Source organism: Amycolatopsis sp. cmx-4-54 (genome assembly GCF_046548895.1).
Lineage (GTDB): Bacteria > Actinomycetota > Actinomycetes > Mycobacteriales > Pseudonocardiaceae > Amycolatopsis.
Genome location: NZ_JAEBEJ010000005.1, coordinates 386,688 through 405,390, shown reverse-complemented (window position 1 = coordinate 405,390; position 18,703 = coordinate 386,688). Strand labels below are relative to the sequence as shown.

The window sequence follows — 18,703 nt, the reverse complement described above, 5'->3', positions numbered from 1 at the left end:
GGCCGGCCTCTCAGTAGGAGCGGGGCAGGCCGAGGCTGTGCTGGCCGACGAAGTTGAGCACCATCTCGCGGCTCACCGGCGCGATCCGGCCCAGCCGGACGGCCGTGACCAGCGTGCCCAGCCCGTATTCGCTGGCGAGACCGTTGCCGCCGTGGGTCTGCACGGCCTGGTCGACCGCGCGGATGGCGACCTCGGCGGCGGCGTACTTCGCCATGTTCGCCGACTCGCCCGCGCCGAAGTCGTCACCGGAGTCGTAGAGCGACGCGGCCTTCTGCGTCATGAGCTTCGCCAGTTCCAGTTCGATCTTGATCTCGGCCAGCGGATGCGCGAGACCCTGGTGGGTGCCGATCGGCGCGCCCCATACCTTGCGCTCGTTGGCGTAGGCGACGGCTTTGCCCAGCGCGTAGCGGGCGATGCCGAGCGAGAACGACGCGCCCATGATGCGTTCGGGGTTGAGCCCGGCGAACAGCTGCGCGATCGCCGCGTCCTCCTCGCCGACCAGCGCGTCGGCGGGCAGGTGGACGTCGTCGAGGAACAGGCCGAACTGCTTCTCCGGCGAGATGATGTCCATGTCGATCTGCTTGTACTCGAAGCCGGGCGCGTCGGTCGGGACGGTGAACAGCGCGGGCTTGAGCTTGCCGGTCTTCGCGTCCTCGGTGCGGCCGACGACCAGGACGGCGTCCGCCTCGTCGACACCGGAGATGTAGACCTTCCGTCCGCTGAGGACCCAGCCGTCACCGTCGCGTTTCGCGGTGGTGGTGATCTTGTGCGAATTCGACCCGGCGTCCGGTTCGGTGATCGCGAAGACCATCCGCCCGCTGCCGTCGGCGATGCCGGGCAGCCAGCGCTTCTTCTGTTCCTCGGTGCCGAACCGCGAGATCACCGTGCCGCAGATCGCCGGCGAGACGACCATGAGCAGCAGCGGGCAGCCCGCCGCGGCGAGTTCTTCGAGCACCGCGGCGAGATCCGCGATCCCCGCTCCCCCGCCGCCGTACTCCTCGGGCAGGTTGACGCCGAGGTAGCCGAGCCGTCCGGCCTCGGCCCACAGCTCGTCGGTCTTGAGCCCGGCACGGGCCTGTTTCGCGTAGTACTCGTGCCCGTACTTCTTGCCGAGTTCGGCGACCGCGGCCCGCAGCGCGACACGCTCCTCGGGTTCGGTGAAGTTCATCGCGTTCATTCGTTCTCTCCTACCACCGCGAGGATCGTGCCCACTTCGACCTGTTGTCCGACGACCACCGGAAGTTCCGTCACGACGCCGTCGGCGGGCGCCGCGATCCGGTGTTCCATCTTCATCGCTTCGAGCCACAGCAACGGATCGCCGGTCTTGACGGTGTCGCCCGCCTCGACCGCGAGCCGGACGACGGTGCCCGGCATCGGCGCCACCAGCGATCCGGCGGCGAGTGCCGCGTCGGGGTCGGTGTACCTCGGCACCACACCGAGTTCGACGGCGCCTTCCGGCGAATCGACGTACACCGTGTCGCCGTATCGGGCGACGGCGAACTTGCGCCGTATCCCGGAAATTTCCAGGACGACGGCGCCGTTTCCGGCGGAAACCAGTTCGACACCTTCGAAACCGTCGGCGCGCAGGCCGTCCCGGCCGAGGCTGTAGCCGACTTCGATCTCGTCTTCGCCACGACGAAAACGTTTGCGCTGCCCCTGGGAGGGGACGTTGCGCCAACCGCTCGGCAGCCGCCGTTGCACCCGCGCGTCCGAGCGATTCGCCGCCGCCCCCGCCAAAGCCGCGGCCAGCGCGGAAATCCGCACGGTGTCCACAGTGGCCAGTGGACGGGCCAGGGTTTCGAGCCCGTGCCGGTCGAAGAACGCCGTGTCGGTCTCGCCGTCGAGGAAGGCCTCGTGGCGCAGGACGTTCACCAGCAGATCGCGGTTGGTCACCACGCCGTGGATCTCCGCACCGGCCAACGCCCCGGCCAGTGCCCGTGCCGCGCTCCGGCGATCCGGGGCGTAGGCGATGACCTTGGCGAGCATCGGGTCGTAGTGCACGCCGACGGTCTGGCCGCTGACGAAACCGGAATCCAGCCGGACACCCGGGCCGATCTCGAATTCCCGTTGTGCGGCAGGCAGTTCGAAGCGGTGCAGGGTGCCGCTCTGCGGCTGCCAGCCCGCGGCCGGATCTTCGGCGTAAAGCCGGACCTCGATTGCATGGCCGGTCGTCTCCGGCTCCTCGATCGGGAGATGCTCACCCTCGGCGATCCGCAGTTGCAACGAGACGAGGTCGAGTCCGGTCGTGGCCTCGGTGACCGGATGTTCCACCTGGAGCCGGGTGTTCATCTCCAGGAAGTAGAAGCGCCCGTCCGGTCCGGCGAGGAACTCGACCGTCCCGGCACCGACGTAGTCGATCGCCTGCGCGGCTTTGCGCGCGGCGTCGAACAGCGCCTCCCGCATGGTTTCGTCGACGAACGGCGACGGCGCCTCTTCGACGACCTTCTGGTGACGGCGCTGGATCGAGCATTCGCGCTCCCCCACCGCCCACACCGTGCCGTGCGTATCGGCGAGCACCTGGACTTCGATGTGACGGCCGGTCTCCAGGTAGCGCTCGCAGAACACGGTCGGGTCGCCGAACGCCGACGCGGCCTCCGCGCTCGCGCCTTCGACGGCCTCGGCGAGTTCGCCGAGCGAGCGCACGACGCGCATCCCGCGTCCGCCACCTCCGGCCGAAGCCTTGACCAGCAAGGGAAGGTCGGTTTCGGTGACCTCGGCCGGATCCAATTCGGACAGGATCGGGACCCCGGCTTCGGCCATCATCCGCTTGGACTCGACCTTGGAGCCCATGCTTTCGATGGCTTCCGGCGGCGGCCCGACCCAGGTGAGCCCCGCGTCGATCACGGCGCGGGCGAACGCGGCGTTCTCGGACAGGAAACCGTAGCCGGGGTGGACCGCGTCGGCGCCGGTCTCGACGGCGGCCTTGATCAGCAGCTCGGCTCGCAGATAGGTGTCAGAGGGCGCGTTACCCGGCAGCCGGACGGCGACGTCCGCCTCGGTGGTGTGCGGCGCGTCGGCGTCCGCGTCGGAGAACACCGCGACCGTGCCGATCCCGGCGTCGCGGCAGGTGCGGAACACGCGGCGGGCGATCTCGCCGCGGTTGGCGACCAGAAGTTTCTCGATCATGCCGCTCACATCCTGAAGACGCCGAAGCCTTCGGCGCCCTTCACTGGTCCATTGTGGATCACGGACAGGCTGAGCCCGAGCACCGTGCGGGTGTCGCGGGGATCGATGATCCCGTCGTCGTAGAGCATCCCGGAGAGGAACATCGGCATCGACTCGGCTTCGATCTGGCCTTCGACCATGGAACGCATGGCGGCGTCGTGCTCCTCGTTGTACTCCTGCCCGCGCGACGCGGCGGCGGCACGGGCCACGATGGACAGCACACCCGCCAGCTGCTGCGGCCCCATGACCGCCGATTTCGCACTGGGCCAGGCGAAGAGGAATCGGGGATCGTAGGCACGGCCGCACATCCCGTAGTGCCCGGCACCGTACGAGGCGCCCATGAGCACCGACAGATGCGGCACTTTCGAGTTCGAGACGGCGTTGATCATCATCGCGCCGTGTTTGATGATGCCGCTCTGCTCGTATTCCTTGCCGACCATGTAGCCGGTGGTGTTGTGCAGGAAGACCAGCGGCGTGTCGATCTGGTTGGCCAGCTGGATGAACTGCGCGGCCTTCTGCGACTCCTCGCCGAACAACACACCTTGGGCGTTGGCCAGGATGCCGACCGGGTAGCCGTGGATACTCGCCCAGCCGGTGGCGAGACTGCTGCCGTACAAGGGTTTGAACTCGTCGAAGTCCGAACCGTCGGCGACCCTGGCGATCACTTCGCGCGGGTCGAACGGCACCTTGAGGTCGGTGGGCACGATGCCGAGCAGGTCTTCGGCGGAGTACAGCGGCTCCGCGTAATCGGGCTTCGGTGTCGGGCCCTGTTTGGTCCAGTTGAGCCGTTTGACGATGCTGCGGCCGAGGCGGATCGCGTCCTCTTCGTCCGCCGCGAGGTAGTCGGCGAGCCCCGACGTGCGGGCGTGCATCTCGGCGCCGCCGAGCGATTCGTCGTCGGACTCCTCGCCGGTGGCCATCTTGACCAGCGGCGGTCCCCCGAGGAACACCTTCGCGCGTTCCTTCACCATCACGACGTAGTCCGACATGCCGGGCAGGTACGCGCCGCCGGCGGTCGAGTTGCCGAACACCAGCGCGATGGTGGGCACCTTCGCCGCCGATGACCGCGTGAGGTCACGGAAGATCCGGCCGCCGGGGATGAAGATCTCCTTCTGCGTCGGCAGATCCGCCCCGCCGGACTCGACGAGGTTGATCACCGGCAGGCGGTTCTGCGCGGCGATGTCCGCGGCCCGGTAGCTCTTCTTGGCCGTCCACGGGTTGCTCGCCCCGCCTTTGACCGTCGGGTCGCTCGCGGAGATCATGCACTCGACGCCTTCGACGACACCGATGCCGGTGATCACGCTGGCGCCGACCTGGTAGTCCGAACCCCAGGCCGCCAGCGGCGACAGCTCCAGGAACGGTGAGTCCTCGTCGAGGAGAAGTTCGATCCGCTCACGGGCCAGCAGCTTGCCGCGTTTACGGTGGCGGGTGACGTACTTCTCGCCGCCGCCCGCGATCGCCTTGGCGTGCTCGCCGTCGATCTCGGCGAGCTTGCCGAGCATGGACTCGCGGTTGGTGGCGAACTCCTCGCTTCGCGTGTCCACAGTGGACCTGATCGTGCTCATGCGGTGTATCCCAATCGCTTCGCGGCCAAGCCGGTGAGGATCTCGTTGGTCCCGCCGCCGATACCGAGGATGCGCACGTCACGGTAGTGACGCTCCACTTCGGACTCCCGCATGTAGCCGAGCCCGCCGTGCAGCTGCACGGCCTCGTTGACCACCCATTCAGCGGTCTCGACGGCGGTGTTCTTCGCGAAACAGGCTTCGGCGATGACCTCTTCGCCCGCGACGTGCCGCTGGGCGACCTGCCGGGTGTAGGTGCGGGCGACGTCGATCTTGCGGGCCATCTCGGTGAGCTTGTGCTGCACCAGCTGGCGGGAGATCAGCGGACGGCCGAAGGTCTCGCGCAGGCGGCACCAGTCCAGCGTCAGGTCCAGAGCCCGCTGCGCGTGCGCGTAGCCCTGCACCGCCAGCGAGACCCGCTCGGTGACGAACTGGGTGGCGACCTGCGCGAATCCGCTGTTCTCGGCGCCGATCAGGTTCTCGACGGGCACCCGGACGTCCACATAGGACAGCTCGGCGGTGTCCGAGCAGAGCCAGCCCATCTTCTCCAGTTTGCGGGAGACGGTGAAGCCCGGCGTGCCGCGTTCGACGACGATGAGCGAGATCCCGTGGGCGCCGGACTCCCCGGTGCGGACCACGGTGGTCACGAAGTCGGCGCGGCAACCCGAGGTGATGAAGGTCTTGGCCCCGTTGACGACGTACTCGTCGCCCTCGCGCACCGCGGTGGTGCGGATCCCGGCGACGTCGGAGCCGCCGTCGGGTTCGGTGACCGCGAGCGAGCCGATCTTGTGGCCTTCCAGCGTCGGCCGCACCCAGCGTTCGATCTGCACCGGGTCCCCGGCCGCCGCGATATGCGGGACGGCGATGCCGCAGGTGAACAGCGAGGCGAAGAGCCCGCCGGATCCGCCCGCGTAGTGCAGTTCCTCGGCGATGACGACGGCGTCGAGGTAGTCGCCGCCTCCGCCACCGACCTCTTCGGGGAAGCCGACGCCGAGCAGCCCGAGTTTTCCGGCCTTCCGATGCAGATCGCGAGGCAGTTCACCCTCGCGCTCCCAGTCTTCGAGATGAGGCAGGATCTCGGTTTCGGCGAACCGCCGCACGGTCTTGCGCAGTTCGGCGCGTTCCGGCGTGGAGAAGGGGTCGGTCACAGGAGGGCCTCCGGGATGTCGATCTCGCGGGAGCGCAGCCATTCCCCGAGCGCCTTCGCCTGCGGGTCGAACCTCGCCTGCGACGCGACACCCTCGCCGAGGATGCCTTCGACGACGAAGTTGAGTGCCCGCAGGTTCGGCAGGAGATGCCGCCGGACCTCGAGGTCCGCGGTCTCCGGGAGCAGCAGTTTGAACTCGGTGACGGTGAGCCGGTGCGCGAGCCAGCGCCACGCCTCGTCGGAGCGCGCCCAGACACCGACGTTCGCGTTGCCGCCCTTGTCACCGCTGCGGGCGCCGACCACCCTGCCGAGCGGTGCCCGCCGGACCTGCGCCTGGGTGAACGGCGCGGGCAGCCGATCTTCGTCCACTTCGGACAGAGGCAGCGTTTCCGCGGCGGGCGCGATGTCACGGCGCGTTCCGTCCGGCAGAACGGCGATGTGCGGGACCTCGTGCGCGTCGACGAAAGCGGGCCGGTACACGCCGTAGGGCGAGGCGGCCGCGGGCGGTGCGGTGACGTGGAAGCCCGGGTAGCTCGCCAGCGCGAGTTCGATCGCCGCGCCGCTGAACGCGCGCCCCGCGACCTCCGGATCGGCGTCCTTCACCGCGACGTGCAGCAGCGCGCTCGCCTGCTGCTCGGTTCCCGCGTCAGGGTGATCGGTGCGGGCCAAGGTCCACTGGACGTCCGCCGGCGGCTTGGCCTTGAGCGCGCCTTCGAGTTGTTCCTTCACCAGCGCGGCTTTCGCCTCGATGTCCAGTCCGGTGAGGACGAACGTCGTCTCGTTGCGGAATCCGCCGAGCCCGTTCAAGCACACCTTCAGGGTCGGAGGCGGCGGTTCTCCGGTGACGCCGCTGATCCGGACGCGGTCCGGGCCGTCCTCGGTGAGCGTCAGCGTGTCGAACCGCGCCGTGACGTCCGGCCCGGCGTACCGGGCGCCGGTGATCTCGTAGAGCAGTTGCGCCGTAACGGTTCCGGCGTTCACCACGCCCCCGGTGCCGGGGTGTTTGGTGATCACGCTGGAGCCGTCGGCGGAGATCTCGGCGATCGGGAAGCCGGGGACGCCGACCTCGTGTTCGGTGAAGAAGGCGTAGTTGCCGCCGGTGGCCTGCGTGCCGCATTCGATCACGTGCCCGGCCGCGACCGCGCCCGCCAGCGCGTCGTAGTCGTCGCGCGCCCAGCCGAAGTGCGCGGCGGCCGGGCCGACGATCACCGACGCGTCGGTGACACGGCCGGTCACCACGATGTCGGCGCCCGCGTCCAGGCATTCCGCGATCCCCCACGCGCCGAGGTAGGCGTTGGCGGTCAAGGTCTTGCCGAAGCCGAGTTCTTCCGCGCGCTGGACGAGGTCGTCACCCTCGACGTGCGCGATGGCGACGTCGACGCCGAGTTTCGCGGCCAGTTCACGAAGCGCGTCCGCGAGACCGGCGGAGTTGAGCCCACCGGCGTTCGCCACGATCTTGACGCCCTTTTCCTTCGCCAGCGCGAGATTCTGATCCATCTGGCGCAGGAAGGTCTTGGCGTAACCGCGATTCGGGTCCTTCATCCGGTCGCGGCCGAGGATGAGCATGGTCAGCTCGGCGAGGTAGTCGCCGGTCAGCACGTCGAGCGGGCCACCGGTGAGCATCTCGTGGACCGCGGAGAACCGGTCACCGTAGAACCCGGACGCGTTGCCGATCCTGATCGGAGCCGGGGTCACGCGAACTGCCCCGGTGTCCGCCCGGCACCGGGTGGCCCGGCGAAGGCCTGCGCGATGCCGAGCCATTCCTCGACGTCCTTGCCCGTGGCGACCAGGTCGGTGTCGGCGGGGTGACGGCGCTGGGTGATGACGAGGCAGAAGTCGACGGCGCCGCCGGTGAGCCGCTGCGCCGCGTCCTCGGGCCCGAACGCCCAGGTGGTGCCGTCGGGTGCGGTCAGCTCGACACGGAATTCCTCGCTGGGCGGGGAAAGCGAGTTGAGCTTGTAGGCGAAGTCGCGGGTGCGGGTGCCGAACCGGGCGATATGCCAGATCCTGGCCGTGTTCTCCCGCTCGAGGCCGAGCGCGTCGTGGATGTCCTGGCCGTGCGCCCAGGTCTCCATGAGGCGCGCCGTCATCATGGACGCGGCGCTCATCGGCGGGCCGTACCAAGGGATCTTCTGGCCGTCGGGCACCGCGGCGAGCGCGTCGGCGAGTTCGGCGCGGCTGGCGCGCCACTCCGCCAGCAGCTCACGCGGCGGCGTCTTCGCGCCCTCTGCCGCACCGTCGTCGACATAGGACTCGCCCGTCGCGAGCAGACCTTCGATCTCGGTCTGCCACTCGGCTTCGGATCCGCGCGCCGCGATCAGTGCCTTCTTGTCCGTCCAGGCCAGATGAGCGATCTGATGGGCGATCGTCCAGCCTTCGGCCGGGGTCTTCCTCGCCCAGTCCGACGCGGGCAGCTCCGCCACCACGTCGTCGATGGCCTGCGATTCCGCCGCGAGATCCCCAAGGATCACGCCCAGGTCAGCCATGCCCGCCTCCTCGCGTCTTCCTCAGGCTGGCACCCCGCGCCGGAAAAATCAAGCACGCCTGATTGTTTTAGCGGCAAAAGCTGCCTCGCGGTCAGCCGGAGATGATGTCCAGCGCGACGGAACGGCCCCCGGCCAGCGAACGGATCCCCTCTTCCGCCGCCGCCCTCACCTGCTCCGGCGTGGCCCGCTCGGGGCCCAGGAGCGCGGTGATGGACGCGGCGAACACCCGGGCGGGATCGTCGACCGGCAGCCTGCTCTTGAGCGAAGGGGCCGCCGTCAGGAAACCCGCGAGAAGGGCCTGCAACGCGAAGGCCTGATCAGCCACTTCCCAATCGTCCCTGGCGAGGTCGTGCCGCCGCCAGATGGGCAGGATGTGATGCAGGAACGCGCCCGCGCCCAGCGTTTCGAGCAGGGTCGCCGACCGGGGGTCGTCGGCGAGGACACCGAGCAGGACGTCGTCGCCGGTCTGCAACGCGTTGACGTACGGATGCCGGGCCGCGACCTCCAGCATGTTCGGGCCGAGCCGCGACGGCCGGGCCAGCTCGGGGTCCGCGGTGACCGCCGCGACGACCTCGTCGGCGAGCGCGATGAAATCGCGGCTGATCAGGCCGAGCAGCAGGTCTTCCTTGGTCTTCCAGTACAGGTAGACGGTGCCCTTGCCGACGTGGGCCTTGGTGGCGACCTCCGCGATGGTGACGCCCTTGCTGCCCCGGCCGAGGAGCAGCTCGCCCGCCGCCGCCAGGATGCGGGCCGCCTTGGGCGAGCCGTGTTCAGGCAGTTCCGCCAACAGTGGTCCTTTCCGGTATCGCGCCGACGATATCCGCATTCTTGTACAGCGCGATCTCGTCGAGCCGCATGATCCGGTCGGTCAGCCGTTTGCCGAGCTTGAAGCGGCTCAGCACCGGCACCGCCCGCCGGAGCAGAAGCTGCATCCGGTTGTCGACGACGAAGATCTTCCGGTCGGCGAACGCGCCGTCCTGATAATGATCGACGTACGGCCGCAGTGCTCGTTCCCATGCGGCGAGGGCGGCGCCGAGGTCACCGGGATACCGCTCCAGCATCCCGCCGAGCAGATCGGCTCCGGTGAGCCCGGACGAGACGCCCATTCCGGCGTAGAGCGTGACACACCAGGCGGCGTCACCCATCAGGACGACGCGTCCCTTGTGCCACCGGTCCAGGCGCACCTGCTCGACGGAGTCGAACAGGACGTCGTCGGCGGACTCCAGCGCGCCGACGACGTCACCGAGCACCTTTCCCAGCGGCCGCGGGCCGAACGCCGCCCGCACGCGTTCCACGGGCGGCCGGGTGAACTCGGCGTCGACGTCGTCGGTGCGGTAGGTCAGCATCACCGTCGGGTCGTGGTCGGAGAACGCGAAAACCCACATCGAGCGGTCCGGTTCGAGCAGCGTGGCACCCTGCCCGGGGGCGAGGCCGGCGGGCGTGCCGGTGTACTGGAAGGCCGCGACCATGTAGCCCATCCGCCGTAGATACTTCTCGTGCGGCCCGAACACCAGTGACCGCACCGTGGACCGCAGCCCGTCCGCGCCGACGACGAGGTCGAAGCGTTCGGTCGTCGCGGTGTTCGAAGCGGTGTCGAGCAAGGTGACGTCGACACCGTCGGCGTCCTGCTCGATGGCGGTGGGGACGGTCGAGTACCGGATCTCCACATCGTCGGGGAGAACGGCGAAGGCGGCCTTCTCGACGTCACTCCGCAGCATCATCCAGGGCTTGCCGGGCAGGTCGGCATACGACATCCCCGGACGGCTCGAGCCGTCACGGGCGAGGTCGAGGCCCTGTGCCAGGGAGGCACGGTCGTGGATGGCGTCGACCATGCCCAGTCTCCTCGCGGCGGCCTGGCCTGCCCCGAACAGGGCGACGAAGTACCCGCCGGAACGCCTTTCCGGCGCCTTCTCGATCAGCACGGTCTGCCAGCCGGCCTTGTGCAGTCGCGCCGCCGTGGCGATGCCGCTGACTCCCATTCCGACGACGAGTACGCGTCCGACCTCGGTTCCAGTCATGCTTTCGAACATACTGACCAAAATGTTCAGTTGGTCAGTATGTTGCCCGCGTCACAGGGGTGGAAGTACGTGAAGGCCCCCTTCCTGTACCTGGGCGCAAGGAAGGGGGCCCTCATGTACTTGGGGGTGTCCTCGGCTGAGCTACGGGAGGAGTCCTTCACGCACCGCCGCTGCGACTGGTGGCTGCTGGGGCGCGTGAGGGGAACTTCGAGGGACCCAGGGTCCCTCAAGGAGGCCTTCACAGACCGGCGTGCGAGCCGCAGCTACTCCCCCGCACGCTCGAATTCCCGGATCAGCACCGGATACTGCTCCCCGCCGTGCCCGGCGGCGATCGCGCGGTCGGCCATCGCCTTGATCAGCTTCGGCAGTTCGGCGTTCACACCCAGCGCCTCGCTCTCCTCGACCATGTGCGCCATCGCCCGCGCGTCGGTCTCCAGGGCCGACACGTCGGCGGGGAAGGAACCCTTGTCGACCTGTTCGGCGTACCCGGGCAGCCAGCTCGCCACCCCGACGGCGATCTGCTGCGCGAAGGGCGCGTACGTCGCGGCGTCGACACCGGCCGTCTTGAGCATCGCGGTGCCCTGGAGCCACGCGTTCAGGACACTCCACATCATCGTCAGACCGGCGACGTCGTACAGGGACGCGAGCCCGGGGTCCTCGCCGAGGTAGCTGATCGTGCCGAGCGCGCCGATCCCGAAGTCCGGCCGCGGCCCGCTCAGCAGGATCACCGCGTCGGCGGTCCCGATCGACGACGGGATGGCCATGATCGCGCCGTCCACGTAGCGGGCGCCCTGTTTCTCGGCCCAGGCGGCGGTTTCCCGGGCCTGAGCCGAATCGCCCGAGGTCAGGTTGAGCAGTGTCGTGCCCGCCAGCGCGGCGTCGCCGAGCAGTTCGCGCACGGCGGAATAGTCGGTGAGACACAGGATCGTCACGCCGCCTGAGCCGAGCGCGTCGCCGATCGACGGCGCGAGCCGCGCGCCTTCGGCCACCAGGGAGTCCGCCTTGGCGGCCGTCCGGTTCCACACGGTCGTGGGATGCCCCGCCTTCAGGAACGCGCGGGCGAGCGCGGTGCCCATGAGACCAAGACCGATGACCGAAACCGGGGTGTTCTCGTTGTCTGTCATGGCACGATCGTCAACGTTGATACCGGTATGAAGGTCAAGTGGGGAAAGCGATGAAGATCGGCGAACTGAGTCACCGGGCGGGCGTCAACGCCCACCAGTTGCGCTACTACGAGGCACAAGGGCTCCTGGAGGCGAGCCGCGGCGCGAACGGTTACCGCGAATACGACGAGACGGCTTTGCTGCGGGTGAAGCAGATCCGCCATCTGCTCGCCGCCGGCCTGTCGTCCGAAGACATCGCGTACCTGCTCCCCTGCGCGATCGGCGAGGAACCCGAGCTGATCGGCTGCCCCGAGTTGCTGGCCGCGATGCGCGAGCGCCTCGGCCGCCTGGACGAGCAACTAGCCAAGCTGACGCGGTCGCGCGACGCGCTGGCCGAGTACATCGTCGTGGCCGAGCGTGTCGGCGGCGAGACGTACCCTCCCTTCGACGGGGCCGCCGCGTGAACGAGGCGATCCGGCTGCGGGAGCAGGGCACCGACGAGGCGCGCCGGCGGCTGATCGAACTGGCCGGGCGAAACCCGCGGGACGCCGTGATCGCCTACCAGACGGCCTGGGCCCACGATTCGGCCGGGCTGGAAGCCGAAGCGGCCCCGTTCTACGAACAGGCACTCGCGGGCGAAGGTCTGTCCACGGAGGACAGGCACGGGGTGTTCGTCGGACTCGGCAGCACGTATCGCGTTCTCGGCCGGTACGACGAGTCACTCGAGACCCTGCGGCGCGGCCTCGGCGAGTTCCCGGACGACGCGGCGCTGAGGACGTTCCTCGCGATGGCGCTCTACAACGTCGGCGAGGCGCGCGAGGCGACGGGAACGCTGCTGAAGGTGCTCGCGGCGACCAGCGCGGACGCCGGGGTCCAGCGGTACCGGCGAGCGGTCGAGTACTACGCGGACCATCTGGACGACGTCGAGTGAGCCTTGTTGACATCTTGTCAACACTGGTACTTTCCCGTCATGAGCGCGTACGCCGAAATCACCTACGAGGTCGCCGACCGCATCGCGACGGTCACGCTCAACCGGCCCGAGGCCCGCAACGGCTACACCATCCGCATGGCCGACGAACTCGGTGACGCGATGGACCGGGCCGACCGCGACGAAGCGGTCCGGGTGGTGATCCTGACCGGCAACGGCAAGGATTTCTCGGTGGGCGCCGACCTCACGCAGGGCGGTTTCGACTTCGACCCCGAGTCCGGGCCGGACGCGGCGTGGCAGGAACCGGCGGGACGCTGCTCGAAACGGATCTTCACGATGAACAAGCCGGTGATCGCGGCCCTGCGGGGCGCGGCCGTCGGCGGCGGCGTCACGATCACGCTGTCCTGCGACTACCGGCTGGCGTCCACGGATTCCCGGTTCGGTTTCGTCTTCGTCCGCCGCGGGATCTACCCCGAAGGCGCGTCCGCGTGGTTCCTCCCGCGGCTCGTCGGGATGGGCACGGCACTCGACTGGATGATCAGCGGCCGCGTCTTCGGCGCCGACGAAGCGAAAACCGCCGGACTGGTCCACAGTGTCCATGAGCCGGACGAAGTGCTGGGCAAAGCGCGCGAACTGGCGCTCGAAATCGCCACGACCACGTCGCCGGTGTCGGTCGCGGTGACCCGGCAACTGTTGTACCGGATGGCCAGCGCGGAATCGCCGTTCCCCGTGCACGAACTGGACTCCAAGCTGATCGGCGGCCTGGGCTCCAGCCCGGACGCGGTCGAGGGAGTCGTGTCCTTCCTGCAGAAACGACCACCGGAGTTCTCCATGCGCGTCGACACCGACCAGCCCGCCTGCCTGCCGTGGCGGAAGTCGTGACCGCCTATCCCCCGGAGCCCTGGAACCTGGCGGGCCAGGCGTACCTGTCGATCTGGCGTGTCCCGGTGAGCGAACTGCCCGGACTCCCCGGCGGCGTCGAGCCGATCACACTCGGTGGCCGCGCCCAGGTGTTCACCGCGTGGATCGACTACCAGGAGCCCGGGCAGCTTCGGTACCACGAGCTGCTGGCGACCGTCGCGGTCCGCGGCGAACGCCTGTCCAGCTCCATCACCGACATCTGGGTCGACAGCGAGGTCTCGCTCGCCGGCGGGCGCGCCCTGTGGGGCATCCCGAAGGATCTCGCCGCGCTCGACTTCACCCACGGGCGGACCTTCACCGCCTCGGCGGCCACCCACGAGGACTGGATCGCGACGGCGGCCTTCACCGCCCGGCCGAGCCTCCCGGTGCGGATGCCCGCGGCCTTCGATGTCGTCCAAATGCTGGACGGCCGTCTCAAAAGAAGCCCCGTCCGGGCGACGGCGAACCCGCGTCCGGCGACCGCGGAGTGGCGGATCAACGAGTCCGGCCCGTTCGGCTTCCTCGCCGGTCAGCGGCCCGCGCTGAGCGCCTGCCTGCGCGACTTCAAGATCGTTTTCGGCGGCTGACCGGCCGCTCAGCGTGATCGTCTAACCCGCCAGGGTGAGACCACGACACGCCACCCATTGGGGCACGTGCAGCCCCTGACCCCTACATGTAGTCTCTGGGAACCGGTACCGCCCAGCGACGGGGAGACCGCTCGGGAGCGGTTGCCGGACAGCTTTGTGAACGTGCAGCGCACGGCCTTGTGAGGCCTTGTGGTGCTTCAACGCGCCCTCTTGGAGTCATGCATGACAGTGGTCAACTCGGAAACCGGTCAGCGGCCGCCCTCGTCCTCGGACACCACGCCCGCGACCGTGCGAGTCATCCGGCGGGACGGCAGCGTGTCCCCCTTCGACGCGAACAAGATCTCGGTCGCCGTGACCAAGGCCTTCCTCGCCGTCGAGGGCGGTGACGCGGCCGCCTCGTCGCGGGTCCACCACCTGGTCAAGGAATTGACCGAGCAGATCGAGACCACCCTGCTCCGCCACGCCGGCCCCGAGACCGCGCTGCACATCGAGCAGATCCAGGACATCGTCGAACTGGCGCTGATGCGCGGCGAGCACCACAAGGTCGCCCGCGCGTACGTCCTGTACCGCGATGAGCGCGCGAAGGCCCGTGAGGCCGAGAAGCCCGCTTCGTCCGACATCGCCATCAGCGTCAAGGCCGCCGACGGCTCGCTTCGCCCGCTCGACTGGGCCCGCGTCTCGCACGTCGTCGGAGAGGCCGTCGCCGGTCTCGAGGATGTTTCGGCCGAGCCGGTCCTTGCCGAGACCAAGCGCAACGTCTACGACGGCATCAGCGCCGACGAACTCGCCCTCGCCCAGATCATGGCCGCGCGCGTGCTCGTCGAGCAGGAGCCGAACTACTCCTACGTCAGTGCCCGGCTGCTCGCGGACAAGCTCCGCGGCGAGGCACTCAGCTACCTCGCGGGCGTGCCGCAGCAGGCCAGCCAGAACGAGATGACCGCACGGTACCCGCAGTACTTCCGCGATTACCTCAAGCGCGCCATCGAACTGGAGCTGGTCAACCCCGAGCTGCAGACCTTCGATCTGGACAAGATCACCTCGGCCATCCGCGCCGAGCGTGACCTCGACTTCGGCTTCCTCGGCCTGCAGACCCTGTACGACCGGTACTTCCAGCACCACGACGGTGTCCGTTTCGAGCTGCCGCAGGCGTTCTTCATGCGCGTCGCGATGGGCCTGGCGATCCGCGAGGATGACAGGGAATCTCGTGCGATTGAATTTTATGAGCTGCTCTCGACGTTCCACTTCATGGCGTCCACCCCGACGCTGTTCAACTCGGGCACCACGCGCCCGCAGCTGTCGTCCTGCTTCCTGACCACGGTCGACGACGACCTGGACTCGATCTTCCAGGCGTACAAGAACAACGCGCTGCTGGCGAAGTACTCGGGCGGCCTCGGCAACGACTGGACCCCGGTCCGCGGCCTCGGCGCGCACATCAAGGGCACCAACGGCCAGTCGCAGGGTGTCGTGCCGTTCCTCAAGATCGCCAACGACACCGCGGTCGCGGTAAACCAGGGCGGCAAGCGCAAGGGCGCGGCCTGCGCGTACCTCGAGACCTGGCACGTGGACATCGAGGAATTCCTCGACCTGCGCAAGAACACCGGTGACGACCGTCGTCGCACGCACGACATGAACACCGCGAACTGGGTGCCGGACGAGTTCCTGCGCCGTGTCGAGGCCGACGCGCAGTGGACGCTGTTCTCGCCGAACGAGACCCCGGACCTGCACGACCTCTACGGCAACGCGTTCGCCGAGCGCTACCGCGAGTACGAGGCCGCCGCCGAGCGTGGCGAGCTGAAGGTGTTCCGCAAGGTCCGCGCGGTCGACCTGTGGCGCCGCATGCTGACCATGCTGTTCGAGACCGGCCACCCGTGGATCACCTTCAAGGACCCGTGCAACCTGCGTTCGCCGCAGCAGCACGTGGGTGTCGTGCACTCGTCCAACCTGTGCACCGAGATCACCCTGAACACGACCACCGACGAGGTCGCGGTCTGCAACCTCGGCTCGGTGAACCTGCTCAAGCACGTCACCCCCGAGGGCCTCGACACGAAGCGCCTCGAGAAGACCGTGCGCACGGCCGTTCGCATGCTCGACAACGTGATCGACATCAACTTCTACACGATCCCGGAAGCGCGCCGCTCCAACCTGCGCCACCGCCCGATCGGGCTGGGCCTGATGGGCTTCCAGGACGCGCTGTTCGAGATCGGTGTCCCGCTGTCCTCGGACGAGGCCGTCCAGTTCGCGGACACCAGCATGGAGCACATCAGCTACTACGCGATCTCGGCCTCGACCGACCTCGCCGAGGAGCGCGGCCAGTACCAGACGTTCGAGGGTTCCTTGTGGAGCAAGGGAATCCTGCCGATCGACTCGCTGCAGCTGCTGATCGACGCGCGGCAGGGCGACGCGCTCGACGTCGACACCTCGTCCACTTTGGACTGGGCGCCGCTGCGCGAGCGGGTCAAGACCGTCGGTATGCGCAACTCCAACGTGATGGCGATCGCGCCGACCGCGACGATCTCCAACATCTGCGGGGTCGGGCAGTCGATCGAGCCGCTGTTCCAGAACCTGTTCGTCAAGTCGAACATGTCCGGTGACTTCACCGTGGTGAACCCGCACCTGGTCCGCTCGCTCAAGGAGCGCGGGCTGTGGGACGAGGTCATGGTGTCGGACCTGAAGTACTTCGACGGCAGCCTCGGCCAGATCGACCGCGTGCCGGACGATCTGAAGGCGCTGTACGCCACCGCGTTCGAGATCGAGTCCAAGTGGCTGGTGGACGCCGGTTCGCGGCGCCAGAAGTGGATCGACCAGGCACAGTCGCTGAACCTGTACATCGCGGCGCCCAGCGGCCGCAAGCTCGACGAGCTGTACCGCTACGCCTGGCACAAGGGCCTCAAGACCACGTACTACCTGCGGGCGCGGTCCGCGACGCACGTGGAGAAGAGCACCCTGCGCGGCACCGACGGCAAGCTGAACGCGGTCTCGGCCACCCCGGCCCCGGCCACGCCCAAGCCCGCCGCCGCTCCGGCGCCGGCTCCCGCCGCTTCGCCCGCCCCGTCGGCCACCGCCGCGGTCCCGGCCGTCCCGGTGACCGCCCCCGCCCCGGCCGCGAAGCCGGAGCCGAAGGAGATGCCGCAGGTCTCGGACGTCGACTTCGTCGCCACCGACGGCGCCGCCTGCCGGATCGACGACCCCGACTGCGAAGCCTGCCAGTAATACATCTTCGTGAGTGGTGAGGACGGGTTCGGACCGTCCTCACCACTCACGACGCCTCTTGGAGTGTGCCTCTTTCATGACCACTTTTGACGCCTCCGCCGACGCCACCGGCCTCGGTGAGATCGAAGTCGGCGCCGCCCGGATCAACGTCGACGACAAGCGGATGATCAACGCCCGCGCCGACGTCAACCAGCTGCTGCCGATGAAGTACACCTGGGCGTGGGAAAAGTACCTCGCCGGCTGCAACAACCACTGGATGCCGACCGAGGTCGCCATGCAGGCCGACATCGCGCTGTGGAAGTCGACCGACGGCCTCACCGAGGACGAGCGCACCATGCTCAAGCGCAATCTCGGCTTCTTCGCCACCGCTGAATCGCTGGTGGCCAACAACATCGTGCTCGCGGTGTACCGCCAGATCACCAACCCCGAATGCCGCCAGTACCTGCTGCGCCAGGCGTTCGAGGAGGCCGTGCACACGCACACCTTCCAGTACATCTGCGAGAGCCTCGGCCTGGTCGAGGGCGAGCTGTTCAACATGTACCGCGAGGTCCCCTCCATCTCGGAGAAGGACGCGTGGGCACTGAAGTACACGCAGAACCTGGAGAACCCGGACTTCGAGACCGGCACCCCCGAGGCGGACCAGAACTTCCTGCGTGACCTGGTCGCGTTCTACGTGATCTTCGAGGGCATGTGGTTCTACACCGGTTTCGCGCAGATCCTGTCGCTCGGCCGCCGGAATAAGATGGTCGGCATCGCCGAGCAGTACCAGTACATCCTGCGCGACGAGTCGATCCACCTGAACTTCGGCATCGACTGCATCAACCAGATCAAGATCGAGAACCCGCACCTGTGGACCGAGGAGTTCCAGGCCGAGGTCCGCGGCATGCTGACCGAGGCGTGCGAGCTCGAGGTCGCCTACGCCCGCGACACCATGCCGCGCGGCATGCTCGGGCTCTCGGCCGAGCTGATCGAGCAGTACATGCACTTCATCACCGACCGGCGGGCGCAGCAGATCGGTCTCGCGCCGATCTTCGGCGAGACGGAGAACCCGTTCCCGTGGATGTCGGAGGCGATGGACCTCAAGAAGGAGAAGAACTTCTTCGAGACCCGCGTCATCGAGTACCAGTCGGGCGGCGCCCTCGACTGGGACTGACCCCTGCACGTAACTCACGTGATCAGACACGTAACACGCCGGGCGGCCTCCGCCCGGCGTGTTCCGTTTCCGGACACGCGAGTTACGCCCCCGATCACGAGAGTTCGCCGTTCAATCACGCGTGTCGTCCGTCTGATCACGCGTGTTGGCCGTCTGATCACGCGTGGCGTCCGGTTCGTCACATGTCCAGCGGGGCTGTAGCGGGGCTCGGTACGCTCCGGGGTGCTACTGGTTCGCCCGGCCTCCCCGGCCGGTCGAGGTAACAGGGAACCCGGTGCGAATCCGGGACTGCCCCGCAGCGGTATGTGGGAACGAAAGCCGTCACCGTGCGAGACACGGTAAAGCACTGGGACATGGCGCCCCGGGAAGCGACGGCCGGTAGGAACGAGCGAGTCGCCCACGAGTCCGAAGACCTGCCCGTGGTACGCGCGCCGACGGCGTGCG

15 protein-coding genes and 1 riboswitch are annotated in these 18,703 nt (G+C 68.4%); of the genes, 6 read left to right on the top strand and 9 right to left on the bottom strand.

Annotated elements, in window-relative coordinates:
- Positions 1-10: 10 nt before the first annotated feature.
- The 9 genes from ACLJQ7_RS19085 to ACLJQ7_RS19045 form a co-directional block, all read right to left on the bottom strand.
- Complete coding sequence (locus ACLJQ7_RS19085) at positions 11-1,177, bottom strand: acyl-CoA dehydrogenase family protein (protein WP_410649522.1); 1,167 nt, start codon at positions 1,175-1,177, stop codon at positions 11-13.
- Positions 1,174-3,126, bottom strand: a complete 1,953-nt coding sequence (locus ACLJQ7_RS19080) for a biotin carboxylase N-terminal domain-containing protein (protein WP_410649521.1) — start codon at positions 3,124-3,126, stop codon at positions 1,174-1,176. The genes ACLJQ7_RS19085 and ACLJQ7_RS19080 overlap by 4 nt, the downstream gene beginning before the upstream one ends.
- Before the next feature lie 5 nt (positions 3,127-3,131).
- Complete coding sequence (locus tag ACLJQ7_RS19075) at positions 3,132-4,730, bottom strand: acyl-CoA carboxylase subunit beta (RefSeq protein ID WP_410649520.1); 1,599 nt, start codon at positions 4,728-4,730, stop codon at positions 3,132-3,134.
- The gene (locus ACLJQ7_RS19070) at positions 4,727-5,875 is read right to left on the bottom strand and encodes an acyl-CoA dehydrogenase family protein (RefSeq protein ID WP_410649519.1); all 1,149 of its coding nucleotides are present in this window, start codon (positions 5,873-5,875) and stop codon (positions 4,727-4,729) included. Before ACLJQ7_RS19070 ends, ACLJQ7_RS19075 begins: the two co-directional genes overlap by 4 nt.
- Positions 5,872-7,569 carry an acyclic terpene utilization AtuA family protein gene (locus ACLJQ7_RS19065; protein WP_410649518.1) on the bottom strand — a complete coding sequence of 566 codons (1,698 nt, stop codon included), beginning with the start codon at positions 7,567-7,569 and terminating at the stop codon, positions 5,872-5,874. The genes ACLJQ7_RS19070 and ACLJQ7_RS19065 overlap by 4 nt, the downstream gene beginning before the upstream one ends.
- Complete coding sequence (locus ACLJQ7_RS19060) at positions 7,566-8,360, bottom strand: TIGR03084 family metal-binding protein (RefSeq protein ID WP_410649517.1); 795 nt, start codon at positions 8,358-8,360, stop codon at positions 7,566-7,568. The genes ACLJQ7_RS19065 and ACLJQ7_RS19060 overlap by 4 nt, the downstream gene beginning before the upstream one ends.
- A 91-nt stretch (positions 8,361-8,451) precedes the next feature.
- Entirely contained in the window at positions 8,452-9,147 is a 696-nt protein-coding gene (locus tag ACLJQ7_RS19055) for a TetR/AcrR family transcriptional regulator (RefSeq protein WP_410649516.1), read from the bottom strand.
- Positions 9,131-10,378: an FAD-dependent monooxygenase gene (locus ACLJQ7_RS19050; protein ID WP_410649515.1), complete on the bottom strand. Its 1,248-nt coding sequence runs from the start codon at positions 10,376-10,378 to the stop codon at positions 9,131-9,133. Before ACLJQ7_RS19050 ends, ACLJQ7_RS19055 begins: the two co-directional genes overlap by 17 nt.
- A gap of 263 nt (positions 10,379-10,641) precedes the next feature.
- A complete protein-coding gene (locus ACLJQ7_RS19045) occupies positions 10,642-11,502 on the bottom strand; it encodes an NAD(P)-dependent oxidoreductase (protein ID WP_410649514.1) in 861 nt (286 codons plus the stop codon).
- 50 nt (positions 11,503-11,552) lie between these two features.
- On the opposite strand from ACLJQ7_RS19045, the gene ACLJQ7_RS19040 reads away from it, so the two are divergent.
- The 6 genes from ACLJQ7_RS19040 (at position 11,553) to ACLJQ7_RS19015 (ending at position 18,259) form a co-directional block, all read left to right on the top strand.
- A complete protein-coding gene (locus tag ACLJQ7_RS19040; RefSeq protein WP_410649816.1) occupies positions 11,553-11,945 on the top strand; it encodes a MerR family transcriptional regulator in 393 nt (130 codons plus the stop codon).
- Positions 11,942-12,412, top strand: coding sequence for a tetratricopeptide repeat protein (locus ACLJQ7_RS19035; RefSeq protein ID WP_410649513.1), 471 nt, complete (start codon positions 11,942-11,944; stop codon positions 12,410-12,412). Before ACLJQ7_RS19040 ends, ACLJQ7_RS19035 begins: the two co-directional genes overlap by 4 nt.
- 39 nt (positions 12,413-12,451) lie before the next feature.
- Positions 12,452-13,291: an enoyl-CoA hydratase-related protein gene (locus ACLJQ7_RS19030; RefSeq protein ID WP_410649512.1), complete on the top strand. Its 840-nt coding sequence runs from the start codon at positions 12,452-12,454 to the stop codon at positions 13,289-13,291.
- Positions 13,288-13,896 (top strand): acetoacetate decarboxylase family protein, encoded by a 609-nt coding sequence (locus ACLJQ7_RS19025; protein WP_410649511.1) that lies wholly within the window; start codon positions 13,288-13,290, stop codon positions 13,894-13,896. Before ACLJQ7_RS19030 ends, ACLJQ7_RS19025 begins: the two co-directional genes overlap by 4 nt.
- A gap of 222 nt (positions 13,897-14,118) precedes the next feature.
- Entirely contained in the window at positions 14,119-17,106 is a 2,988-nt protein-coding gene (locus tag ACLJQ7_RS19020) for a ribonucleoside-diphosphate reductase subunit alpha (protein ID WP_410649510.1), read from the top strand.
- A gap of 76 nt (positions 17,107-17,182) precedes the next feature.
- Positions 17,183-18,259 (top strand): ribonucleotide-diphosphate reductase subunit beta, encoded by a 1,077-nt coding sequence (locus ACLJQ7_RS19015; RefSeq protein ID WP_410649509.1) that lies wholly within the window; start codon positions 17,183-17,185, stop codon positions 18,257-18,259.
- Between the two features lie 221 nt (positions 18,260-18,480).
- Positions 18,481-18,695, top strand: a riboswitch (cobalamin riboswitch).
- Positions 18,696-18,703: the final 8 nt, after the last annotated feature.

Excerpts from the sequence above, each read along its gene's own strand:
- ACLJQ7_RS19085 (WP_410649522.1), bottom strand. The coding sequence starts at position 1,177 with ATGAACGCGATGAACTTCACCGAACCCGAGGAGCGTGTCGCGCTGCGG.
- ACLJQ7_RS19080 (WP_410649521.1), bottom strand. The coding sequence starts at position 3,126 with ATGATCGAGAAACTTCTGGTCGCCAACCGCGGCGAGATCGCCCGCCGC.
- ACLJQ7_RS19075 (WP_410649520.1), bottom strand. The coding sequence starts at position 4,730 with ATGAGCACGATCAGGTCCACTGTGGACACGCGAAGCGAGGAGTTCGCC.
- ACLJQ7_RS19060 (WP_410649517.1), bottom strand. The coding sequence starts at position 8,360 with ATGGCTGACCTGGGCGTGATCCTTGGGGATCTCGCGGCGGAATCGCAG.
- ACLJQ7_RS19050 (WP_410649515.1), bottom strand. The coding sequence starts at position 10,378 with ATGACTGGAACCGAGGTCGGACGCGTACTCGTCGTCGGAATGGGAGTC.
- ACLJQ7_RS19045 (WP_410649514.1), bottom strand. The coding sequence starts at position 11,502 with ATGACAGACAACGAGAACACCCCGGTTTCGGTCATCGGTCTTGGTCTC.
- ACLJQ7_RS19040 (WP_410649816.1), top strand. The coding sequence starts at position 11,553 with ATGAAGATCGGCGAACTGAGTCACCGGGCGGGCGTCAACGCCCACCAG.
- ACLJQ7_RS19030 (WP_410649512.1), top strand. The coding sequence starts at position 12,452 with ATGAGCGCGTACGCCGAAATCACCTACGAGGTCGCCGACCGCATCGCG.
- ACLJQ7_RS19020 (WP_410649510.1), top strand. The coding sequence starts at position 14,119 with ATGACAGTGGTCAACTCGGAAACCGGTCAGCGGCCGCCCTCGTCCTCG.
- ACLJQ7_RS19015 (WP_410649509.1), top strand. The coding sequence starts at position 17,183 with ATGACCACTTTTGACGCCTCCGCCGACGCCACCGGCCTCGGTGAGATC.